The sequence below is a fragment of the Clostridium sp. genome (assembly GCF_051278035.1).
Classification (GTDB): Bacteria; Bacillota; Clostridia; order Clostridiales; family Clostridiaceae; genus Clostridium_AD.
This window is the reverse complement of record NZ_JBNMNU010000145.1, coordinates 1-10,987: the sequence shown is the minus strand read 5'-3', so window position 1 is coordinate 10,987 and position 10,987 is coordinate 1. Positions and strand designations below refer to the sequence as shown.

Here is a 10,987-nt window from a genome sequence, read left to right as displayed (position 1 = left end):
CAAGGGTGATGGTTATGTTATCACAATGCAGGGTGATGATATTCAGGTTCTACTTTACAGTTATAGTAGTGAACTTAATAGCCTAATTAATTTAGAGGACTTGTCTAAAGGTAAAGGTAGTAAAAATATTACTGAGGTGAAAATATCCTTGTCAATTAAAAATTTAATTCACGACTATAAAGTTATTAAATATGAAGTTTCTGAAAAAGTCGGTTCAGCATACGATATATGGCTTTGTATGGGTAAGCCAAAACGACTTAGTTTTGATGAATGGAAAATTTTAAATAAGATTTCTTCTCCTAATATTTCTTTGTCTTATGCTAAAAAAACTGCAGTATATAACAACATAATAAAGATAGAAGGCTACGGTTCTACCTTAATAATTCTCCAAAAAGTACAAAAGCACCTATTTTAGGGTGTTTTTTTGTTGTTTGAGAAAATTTCAAATACACTAGTTAGCACCTTTGTGCATTGTATCTAGCAACCTCGTGAATGTTAAACTACCTCAAGTAGCATACAATAATATTGTGAGAATAAAATGTTTTTAAGGAGAAGTGGATTTCATGACAATGAATAGCGTGGCAGAAAGCAACAGAATATTTGGAGAAGAAAAAATCGGGAGACTATTATTGAAATTTTCCGTACCAGCAATAATTTCTTTAATGGTGGCAGAAATGTACAACACGGTTGATTCTATATTCTTAGGACAGGCCATAGGTGCCAATGCCATCGGTGCTTTAACAATCATCTTCCCAATTCAACGATTGTTTCTAGCTATATCTATGCTTATAGCTATTGGTGCCTCTACCGCAGTTGCACGAAGCTGTGGGAAAGAGGATTTTGAAAATTTAAGAATTATAATACCTAATGCTATAGTCCTAATGCTAATAATAATATCTGTAGTTTCTATTGGTATTTTTATTTTTGAGGATTCAATTATATTTGGTTTAGGTGCAACAGAAAATATATTTCCTCTTGCAAAAGAATATGTGAGTATCGTACTAATAGGTTTAATGTTTCAATCATTTTCCGTAATTGCATCTTATATTATGACTGCTTTTGGAAATACTAAGATTGTTCTAATAAGTACTTCTATCGGAGCTATTTGTAATGTAGTTATAAATTATTTTCTAATAACCGTACTCTCTTATGGTATGAGTGGCGCAGCTATATCTACAGTAATATCTCAGATAATAGCTTTCATCTATGTTTTATATGAATTTATGAAAATAAAGAAAGGCTTAAAACTTCCTATTAAACTAACTCTTAATAAATCAGTATCAATTGGGATAGTATTCGTTGGTTTTTCAACTTTTGTTATAGAGATATCGGATGCCGTAGTAGCTGTTATACTAAACAATTTATTAGCCTCCTATGGAGGAGATTTAGCCATTATAACTTTTGGACTAATTACTAGAATTTCAATGTTTTTATTTATGACAGTCCTTGGTATAAGTGCAGCTATGCAACCAATAGCCGCCTATAATTTTGGTGCTGGAAATTACAAGAGGTTAAAAGAAGTTGTTAAAATATCTATAATATCAGTATCTGTAAGTTCAACTTTACTATGGGCAATATTTATGCTCTTTTCAAAACAGCTTATAAGCTTATTTATAAATGATATTGTTATTATTGAACAAACATCAAAGGCCTTTAAAATAGTTATTGCTGTATTTCCATTGCTCGGTATATACTACTTGGCAATTTACTATTGCCAAGCTATAAATAGAGTCAAAACGTCTTTTAAATTGTCTATTTATAGACAGATAATAGTATTTATCCCACTAGCATACGCACTTATGAATGGTTTAGATATGGGAGTACTTGGAGCGTGGCTTGCTTATCCAATATCAGATATGATATCCTTCATTACAGCAGCTGTATTTATTAAATATACTTATACATCTTTAGAAATACTAGAGAGACACCAAATTGTAAAATATAATACTCCTAAAGCAAGGCTTCTCCATGCAAGTGTTTAAGCCTTACTTATCTCTCCCTCTTTTATAACTTTTATATCCCCATAAAAGTGTAATTTATTATCCATAACGATTATTCCATCGCCATCATTACATGTATAAACTGTATTTCCCGTAGTTTTAGAATATTCTTTTATATCTTCTAAATAATGATTGTCATTATTCCAATGTGGCATAAAATCAAAATCAACTAAATCTAAAGATGATAGACTTGATAATCCAACAATATCATCGTCACCAAATCTAGCAGTTGATATATCTTTAGACATCATTATTGCTCCTGCACTTAACCCTATAATATGGCCTCCATTTGAAGCAAACCTTCTCAGTCTAGTTATAAAATACCTCTTCTTAATGTTATTTAAAAAGTAATAAGTATTTCCTCCTGATAGATATATTATTTCCGACTTAAATATCTTTTCTATCTTATCTATATTACAAAAATCATCTATATCAAAGTATTCAAACTCAAAATTTCCATATTCACTGAGCTTATCTTCTGCCCTTTTAAAATACTTTAGTCTTTTATCGGTCTTAGAAGGTATATAGCTCAAGGTATATCTTCTATCTAAAAATATTTCTCTCATTTTTCTTTTCAAATCTAGATCGTCTTTTTCAGTAAAATCACTGAGAAGAATCAAGGCTCCCATATTATTATCATCTCACTTCCGTATTTCTAAGATATACATAATTACTATCTCTCTTCAATTTATATGTTATATTTCGCAATTAAATACTCATTATAATATTTACCATTTATGTGATAGCATATTCACTTTACCTTTAAAATGTGTAACAATAACAAAAAAACTCCACGAAATCACTTTAGAAGTGATTCCGTAGAGTTATCTACGTGTATGAAAGTTTGTGGACCCACACTTTAAACTTTTAAACCTGAAACGCATCCACTGACTCTCTAAGCTTTTCTGCAAGACTCTTTAAGTCTTGAGTGTGTGATAGGATTTGTTCTACACTTGTAAGTTGCTGCTCTGTAGAAGCTGAGACCTGCTGAGTTGCAGCTGAGTTTTCTTCAGTTGAAGCTGAAAGAGTCTCTAAAATTTCTACCAATTCATTTTTTTCACTTTCCATGCCCAAGCTATAGCTTTTAATGCTTGTCATGTCTTCTGAAATCTTATCTATAGACTTTAATATCTCTATAAATATGCTTTTAGCATCTATTACAGATGCATTTTGTTCTTTAGCTATTGTATTTCCAACTTGCATAGCTTTAACAGCATCTTGTGATTTTTTTTGTATCCCGTCAATTAGTTCTCTTACTTGTCCAGCAGATATAGCAGACTGTGAAGCTAGCTTTCTAACCTCTTCAGCAACTACTGCAAATCCTTTCCCCTGTTCACCTGCTCTAGCAGCTTCTATAGCAGCATTTAGGGCTAGTAGATTCGTTTGCTCTGATATCTGACTAATTGCTTCAGTTATTGCGCCAATTTCTATGGAGTTTTTATCAACCTCAAGTATTATTTCATTGACCTTACTAGCTGCCTTACTGTTCTCCTCTGATTTTTTCAAAAGAAATTCTATAGCTTCAAGGCCTTTCCCTCCTATTCCAACTGTTTCAGCTGTAGCCTCATTAGTTTTTACAGTTAGCCCTGTAACAAGTTCTATTTTATCTGATAAGCTCATAACCCTACTAACACCTTTTTCAGCTTCCTTAGACTGCTCACTTGATCCTCTTGCAATTTCTTCAACAGACGCTGATACCTCATTAATAGCAGCTGTGTTTTCATCAATAATCCTGTCTAAGACGTTTGAAGAGTTAAGTACAACACTAGCCGAATCTTTTACTGAGCTTATTAGTCCATTTACGCTCTTAACCATTGTATTGAATGATTCATTTAACTTACCGATTTCATCTCTGTTTTTTATTTTTAAATTTGGTATATTTAAATTTCCCGAAGCTACAACATCTACAGCTTCTCCAATTTTTTTAATTGGAACAGCTATATGCTTCGCAAATAGTACAATTATCGTTGATCCTAAAACAAGTACTGCAAGGAGCACAAAAATCATTGTCTTAAGAATTTTATTTGATCCCACATTAAAATCATTTGTATAGGTTCCAGCAGCAACCACCCATTTCCAATCTGGATCTATTTTTTGGTAAGTAATCTTACTTGAAATCTTCTCTGAATTTGGAAGCGTCCAACCATAAGTCAAATACCCACCACCATCATTTGCTACCTTAATTTGATCCTTAACGAAATATGCTCCATCTTTCTTATCTTGAGCGTCAATTACACTCTTTCCTTCTAAAGTTGGATGCGCTGCTTCAACACCCGCTTGAGTATATGCAAACATATATCCGCTTTCTCCAAGACTCACACTTTTGTTAATAGGTCTTGTCCCATCCGCATTCTTTTCACCTAACATATACTCTCGAACATGCTCTTGAGCTTCATCAAGTGTTATTTCACCTGCATCTACAAGTTTTTGATCGCCGCTAATTACCTGAAGCGTCATTTCTACACTATTTTTAAGTAAAATCTTTCCGCTCTCTTCAAGTTCTCCTTTGGCACCCATATAACTTATTAATCCTAATGTAAGTACAGGTATAAGTAATAGTAATAATGTAACCATGATAAGTTTTTTCTTAATATCCAGTCCTTTTGTTTTTTTCGCTATTTTTTTCATTAGTTTTATCCCACTTAACAGTAATCATCTATATTATCGACTGTTTATGACATTTACTTTAGTATCAAAAGTATATAATGTGGTAGAAACAATATTTTAATTTCCTCTACTATCCTTTATTTCCCTTTGAATCTTTTTTAATGCCTTCTTAGATCCCCTTTCAATATCTCTTTCTAATTTCCGATGTTCATAATCCACAAATAGCATATTATAATCATAATCCTCAGGGTATAAATCTTCAGCCTTTAGCTCTAGTTTTAACCTTTTTACATTAACCTCCATAAACTCGTTCTTATATAACACCGTTATATTATTAAAAATATCTATGGTTTTATACACAACGGCAAACTCTTTATGCTCCATAAGACACACCTTATCACCTATTTTATACTCGTAAGCTTTTCCCTCTCCAATATCTTCTTCATCGTTTTTCTCTTTAATCTTACTATCTCTTATTAAATCTAAATTATAATCCTTATCTTCCGCATACTGTTTTGCTTTTTGAAGTATAGAAACACTTATTCCCATTTTTTTAGAGATCCAAAGAGCATTGCTTTCTCCCGATTTACCTGTAATTAAATTATACAGAGGCTCTAATGTTTCGTTTTCAAATTGCATTGCAGCATTTTCAAAGTCATCATGATTCTTAGAAAAATTTTTAATTTCTCCATAATGGGTAGTGGCCATTATAATGCACCCTTTATGATACAGTTCCTCAAGTATTGCAATAGCAAGACCAGCCCCCTCATTAGGTTCAGTTCCACTTCCTATCTCATCACATAGTACTAAAGTAGATTTACTACTACTCTTAATTATCTGAGCCAAATTTTTCACATGAGAAGAAAAAGTACTTAAAGAATTCTCTATACTTTGGTCATCTCCAATATCTACAAATATTTTATCAAATACAGATATTTCACTGCCATTTTCAGCTGCTATATGGAAACCTGATTGTACTGCTAAAGTTAAGAGCCCAACGGTTTTTAACACCACAGTTTTTCCGCCTGCATTTGGCCCCGTTATAATTAATGCTCTATAATTTGTGCCTATGCTAAAGTCTAAAGGAACTATATTTAGCTTTAGCAAAAATCATATCATACTCTGCTATTACCTCTATATTAATTTTAATTTCCCTTGATTTGTAAAATATTAACCCCGTTAAATATGATAATATTTTATATTCTTCTAAATCCTGCTCAGCTTTTAATACCACAAGCTCCGCAGTATTCTTCGAGATAACACTTGGTTCTATAAATACAGTGGCACCCTTAGACGATGTTTCTACAATTATCCCCGGTACTTGATTTTTATAGGCTGCCTTTATAGGAATTGTATATCTATCGTTTCTCTTACTTATAAAAAATTCTTGTATATAAGTTTTATTTACAGCATTTTTCAAGAACTTCTCTAACTTTTCTTGTATTTTGCTTTCCGTATTTTCTATATGTCTTCTAATTTTTTTCAGATCTTTGCTAGCATTCGAATCTACTAAACTACCCCTTATTGAATATTCAATTTCTTCCTCTATAGATTTAAATTCCGTAATTGAATTTCCATAGCTACTTAGTGTTGGTGCGTAAAACTCTTTCCCATCCATAAAATTTTTAATTTTTCTACAGCCTCTCAAAAAATCATAAAGTTTTGTTAACTCTTCCGGATCTAATATCGCACTTTTTTCAATATTCTCTATAATACTCTTTATATTAAATATTCCGTCTAATGGAATGTGTGAAACAGTATCTAATAGAGATTTTCCCTCACTAGTCTCATTAAGCCTACTCTCGACAACTTTTAAACTGTTGCTTGGCTGTAATTTATCTATTAGGTTTTTTCCGAGTCCACTTACGCAATAAGACTTCACTATTTCCTTTAGTTCATTATATTGTAGCTTACTAAAAGTATTTATATTCATTTCTATATCTCCCTCATATTAACTTATTGTTATATGAAGGTATCAATTCCTTGATAGATTTCGTTAGCATTTTTTATATTTTCTTGCTAATAATCCATTGCAAAAAAATAAACTGTGGATACCACCACAGCTAAAATACGTAACTTTATAAAAGATAGAATGATCTACCTTTTATAACTTTAGGATTACTTTGTGGAATTGTACCTTCATAGATATTACTAAATAAATCCACAACAAATAAAGGTATTATATACCCTTTTCTAAAGATTTATTTAATTTATAAAATTTAATCTATTTAGATACTAACACGCTCATAAAGCACCCCATTAATTTATTATAACAAAATCTATCTTCTACTATAGTATTACATTCTCATATATGTTGTCAACTAACAAAATAATATCAATATTTCAATGTTACTATAACTATTTCAGGCCTATTGAATAATCTTTGAGGAAAAATACTATTACCAAGTCCCCTACTCACAACCATTGTGGTGTTATTTTCAGTGTACATACCTTTATAATACTCTGGCAAAAATCCTTGATTGGGTGCAATAACTCCACCTAGAAATGGAACAATAACTTGTCCCCCATGCGCATGCCCAGTAAATGCTACATCTATATTATTATGAACATAAAGGTCGAAAAACTCTGGCCTATGGGAGAGTAATATTCTAAAATTATTTCCACCTTCCTTAGAGAATATCTCTTTATTTGTTATATCTTCAGAATAATCGGAAGTGCTGAAACTAGGGTCATCTACACCTGAAATTATAATTTTTTCTTTACCTTTGACATAATCAATTGATTCATTCCTTAACACATTTACTCCTCTATCTTCAAGTTTTTTTTCTAACGATGCAAATTTACCAGACCATCCTTCATGGTTTCCATTAACATAATATATTGGTGCTATAGATTTTATTTTATCAATGAATGATATTGCATTTTCTTCATTATATTTTCGTCTGTCCACTAAATCTCCAGTAATAACTATGATATCTGGTTTTTGTGATATTATCTTTGATACAAGAGATTTGTTATCTTTATAAAAAACTTTATTATGTAAATCAGAAACTTGAACTATCTTAAATTTATTAAAGGATTTTGGTAGCCTATCGCTTTTTATAGTATAATTAGATATTACTACTGCATTATTCTCAAAATAAGAAAAACAAACTAAAAATACAATAACAACAAAAATCATAGGTTTTTTTTTACGGAATATACTTTTAATCATTACATGTGCCCTGGCCTTTCAATTTATATAAATTTAAAATTAATATAGACGGTTAATAACTTTGATATAAATTATTAACCGTCTACATTTTTTTTGTTTTGTATGCAACTTGCCACTTGCCACGTGGGTGACACTTGTTTTTATAGTTCAAATTTGCCTTTAACCGTTTCATTAATAACGTAGAAACATTTGCCTTCTTCAAGTTTTACATATATATCCATTGATTTAATATCCTTTTGGAGATTCCCACTTGCCCTCCATATTTCTTTAACCTTTTGCTCAAGTTCTCCAATAATAAACTCTTTACCAGAAAATTGTATAATTCGTTTAGCTTTAATAATAATAATTCCCCCTTTGTTTGTTTTTAGATAAAGTATAATATTATTACTTATTAATACATTTGTGTGCTATTATAACATAAAATTACTTTATTTACCACGATTTCATATGTTTTATTTAGCATGCTACTTATCACGTGATTGACACCTACAAATATTTTCTAGTAGCCTTTTCGGCATTGGTGTATGCTACACTCATTTTATATCCAAACTTATCTTCATCCGTGCAAAAATCTGGAACGCCCAAAGTTTTTATAATCCCATGAACTACTTCCGGTGTCACATATGAAAATGTCATGTTATATGCTTCTTCATCTATTTCATTAAAATTTTCAAATTCCAATCTTAAATCTTCAATAGTTTTTTTTGATTTACGAAGCCGCTTTGCTTTTCTTTTAATTTTCTCGCCCTCGTTGCCACTTCTTAGTATTCTTAGAGCTTTTAAAAATTCACTCTTTTCCATTCCTCTTAGCTTTAATATCACAAATGGATCTTTATCAAATTCAAGGCCCAGCATATAATGAACTGCAGCTATATGTTTGCAGGGATTTGCAGTATCCATGCAGGAACACTGAGTTATCAAATGTATTTGTTTTTTAGGAAAAAGTGAAACTCCAGCTTCCTTAAAGGCCTCTTCTATATTTTCAGGCATTTCACCATTCAAAATCATAGCACAAAATATAGCCTTTTGTGCCATGATTTTCATGATTTTTTCCCACTGCTCTTTTGTAAAACTATCAATCTCCATATTTATTTCATAAGGTTCCGAGCTGTTACCTTGAACTTCCGCCTGAATTTCTCCCTTTAAAACCTCTATGCTCAGAACATTTCCAGCTCTAGCATACTCTCGTCCTTTGTCAATTCTAGAACTCATAGTAAAGCTTGAAATTGCACTATTCCATTTTTTAGACCACCAATTACTACCAAATTCATTTCTTTTTGTTGCTGCCACTGTATCACCTCTGCCTTTCAAATACCTATTGCAAAATCACTCAACTATACTTTCCTTTTCCAATATAAATAGTTCTCTAATTTCTTCATTACTCATTTCTGATATCCAGTTTTCATTTGTGGAAACTATACTTTCCGCAAGAGCCTGTTTTCTTTCTAACATCTCATCAATTTTTTCCTCTAGCGTTCCCATACATATAAATTTGTGCACATGTACATTATTAACCTGACCTATTCTATAGGCTCTATCTGTTGCTTGATTTTCTACAGCAGGGTTCCACCACCTATCAAAATGAAACACATGGCTGGCCTTCGTAAGGTTTAGTCCAAGTCCTCCAGCCTTTAGTGATAATATAAATACCATAGGCTCATCAACCTCATCTTGAAAAGTATTAATCATCTCTTCTCTTTTTTTTCTGCTAGTTCCTCCATGTAAAAACATTGTTTTCACGTTTAGTTTTTTTTCTATTTCTGTTTTTAATATGTATCCCATTTGTGCAAACTGAGTAAAAACTAATGACTTATCCCCTTCTGACACAACAACTTCTAGCATCTCTAAAAGACTGTCAAGTTTTCCAGAGCGACCTTCAATTTCACTGTTATCTTTTAAAAATTGCGCAGGATGGTTACAAATTTGCTTAAACTTAGTTAAAGAAGAAATAATTAAGCCTCTACGCTGGATACCTTCTGAATTATCAATTTTATTCAAACAATCCTTTACTACCGCTCCGTATAAAGTTGCTTGTTCCTTTGTTAAAGGGGTATACTCCTTTGTCTCAATTTTTTCCGGTAAATCTTTTATAATATTTGTATCAGTTTTAAGTCTTCGTAATAAAAATGGAGTAATTATTTTCTTTAATTTAGCACTTTTTTTAGAATCACCCTCACGCTCTATAGGAACTGCAAATTCACTCCTAAAGGTTGACCAAGTGTATAGATATCCTTTATTTAAAAAATCCATAATAGACCACAAATCTGAAAGCCTATTTTCAACTGGTGTTCCTGTAAGTGCAATTTTATACTCAGATTTAAGGGTTTTAATACATTTCGTTTGTTTAGATGCGCTATTTTTAATATTTTGAGCCTCATCTAGTATAATTCCTGCCCATTGTTCTTTCTGAAATAAATCCTTATCTCTTACTATTAGTGCATAAGTTGTAATTATAACTTCATTTTTACGAATTTCATTACTAAATGTTTCGTAATTCCATCTATTATTTCCATGGTGAATTGCAGCTTTAAGACCTGGTGCAAACTTTTCAATTTCCTTTTCCCAATTCCCCACAACTGACGTAGGGCATATTATAAGTGTAGGTCTGTCTGTTAATCCCTTTTCCCTCTCATAAAGCAAAAGACATATGCTTTGCACCGTTTTCCCAAGCCCCATATCATCAGCAAGACAGGCACCTATACCGTAATTCCGGAGAAACGTTAACCAATAAAATCCCCTCTTTTGATATTCACGAAGCACGCCACTAAATCCCAACGGAATATCAACTTGTTCTATGTTATTTAGATTAAATAACTTTTGAAAAAAATGTTCAACAGCTTCTTGATTGTCTATATTATCAACACTAACTCCTGGAATTATTTCCTCATCACTTAAATTAATTCTTAATAATTCTGAAACAGGCATCTTCCCACTTGTGCCTTTATTTATTTTCATCTTGGCCAGCGTTTTGATTTGATGTATATCAACCTCTACCCACTGACCCCTAAATTGTATGAATGGCACTTTTAGATTTGAAATCTTTTCAAATTCACTCTCACTTATCTCATCTCCATCAATTGCTAACTTCCAATCATATTCAAGAATAGTATCCAGATTAAATGTACTCTGGGCTGCTATATTGTTATTTGTATTTGAAGTCCCATATTTCTCTTTAAGTCTAACAGAAATCTTCGATGGTTTTTTC

Annotated in this window: 7 protein-coding genes and 2 pseudogenes; 2 read left to right on the top strand and 7 right to left on the bottom strand. The window is 31.7% G+C overall.

All coding sequences use genetic code 11. The features are described from left to right. Positions 1 to 415 (top strand): annotated as a pseudogene (locus ACJAX4_RS17990) (helix-turn-helix domain-containing protein); the annotation flags it as partial. Between the two features lie 148 nt (positions 416 to 563). Continuing rightward, complete coding sequence (locus ACJAX4_RS17985) at positions 564 to 1,982, top strand: MATE family efflux transporter (RefSeq protein WP_435790826.1); 1,419 nt, start codon at positions 564 to 566, stop codon at positions 1,980 to 1,982. Here the strand turns inward: ACJAX4_RS17985 and ACJAX4_RS17980 are convergent. The 7 genes and pseudogenes from ACJAX4_RS17980 to ACJAX4_RS17950 form a co-directional block, all read right to left on the bottom strand. Continuing rightward, positions 1,979 to 2,629, bottom strand: a complete 651-nt coding sequence (locus tag ACJAX4_RS17980; protein WP_435790825.1) for a Type 1 glutamine amidotransferase-like domain-containing protein — start codon at positions 2,627 to 2,629, stop codon at positions 1,979 to 1,981. The genes ACJAX4_RS17985 and ACJAX4_RS17980 overlap by 4 nt on opposite strands. A 238-nt stretch (positions 2,630 to 2,867) precedes the next feature. Next, a complete protein-coding gene (locus ACJAX4_RS17975; protein ID WP_435790824.1) occupies positions 2,868 to 4,628 on the bottom strand; it encodes a methyl-accepting chemotaxis protein in 1,761 nt (586 codons plus the stop codon). A gap of 96 nt (positions 4,629 to 4,724) precedes the next feature. Continuing rightward, a pseudogene (locus ACJAX4_RS17970) lies at positions 4,725 to 6,540 on the bottom strand (endonuclease MutS2). 402 nt (positions 6,541 to 6,942) lie between these two features. After that, the gene (locus ACJAX4_RS17965; RefSeq protein ID WP_435790823.1) at positions 6,943 to 7,782 is read right to left on the bottom strand and encodes a metallophosphoesterase; all 840 of its coding nucleotides are present in this window, start codon (positions 7,780 to 7,782) and stop codon (positions 6,943 to 6,945) included. 140 nt (positions 7,783 to 7,922) lie between these two features. Beyond that, positions 7,923 to 8,105, bottom strand: coding sequence for a DUF6465 family protein (locus ACJAX4_RS17960; RefSeq protein ID WP_435790827.1), 183 nt, complete (start codon positions 8,103 to 8,105; stop codon positions 7,923 to 7,925). Between the two features lie 163 nt (positions 8,106 to 8,268). Next, a complete protein-coding gene (locus ACJAX4_RS17955) occupies positions 8,269 to 9,072 on the bottom strand; it encodes a hypothetical protein (protein WP_435790822.1) in 804 nt (267 codons plus the stop codon). A 36-nt stretch (positions 9,073 to 9,108) separates the two neighbouring features. Continuing rightward, on the bottom strand, positions 9,109 to 10,987 hold a 1,879-nt coding region (locus tag ACJAX4_RS17950), incomplete at its 5' end, for a DEAD/DEAH box helicase (RefSeq protein WP_435790821.1).

Coding starts and splice junctions, on each gene's coding strand:
- ACJAX4_RS17975 (WP_435790824.1), bottom strand. CDS start 4,628: ATGAAAAAAATAGCGAAAAAAACAAAAGGACTGGATATTAAGAAAAAA.
- ACJAX4_RS17985 (WP_435790826.1), top strand. CDS start 564: ATGACAATGAATAGCGTGGCAGAAAGCAACAGAATATTTGGAGAAGAA.
- ACJAX4_RS17980 (WP_435790825.1), bottom strand. CDS start 2,629: ATGGGAGCCTTGATTCTTCTCAGTGATTTTACTGAAAAAGACGATCTA.
- ACJAX4_RS17965 (WP_435790823.1), bottom strand. CDS start 7,782: ATGATTAAAAGTATATTCCGTAAAAAAAAACCTATGATTTTTGTTGTT.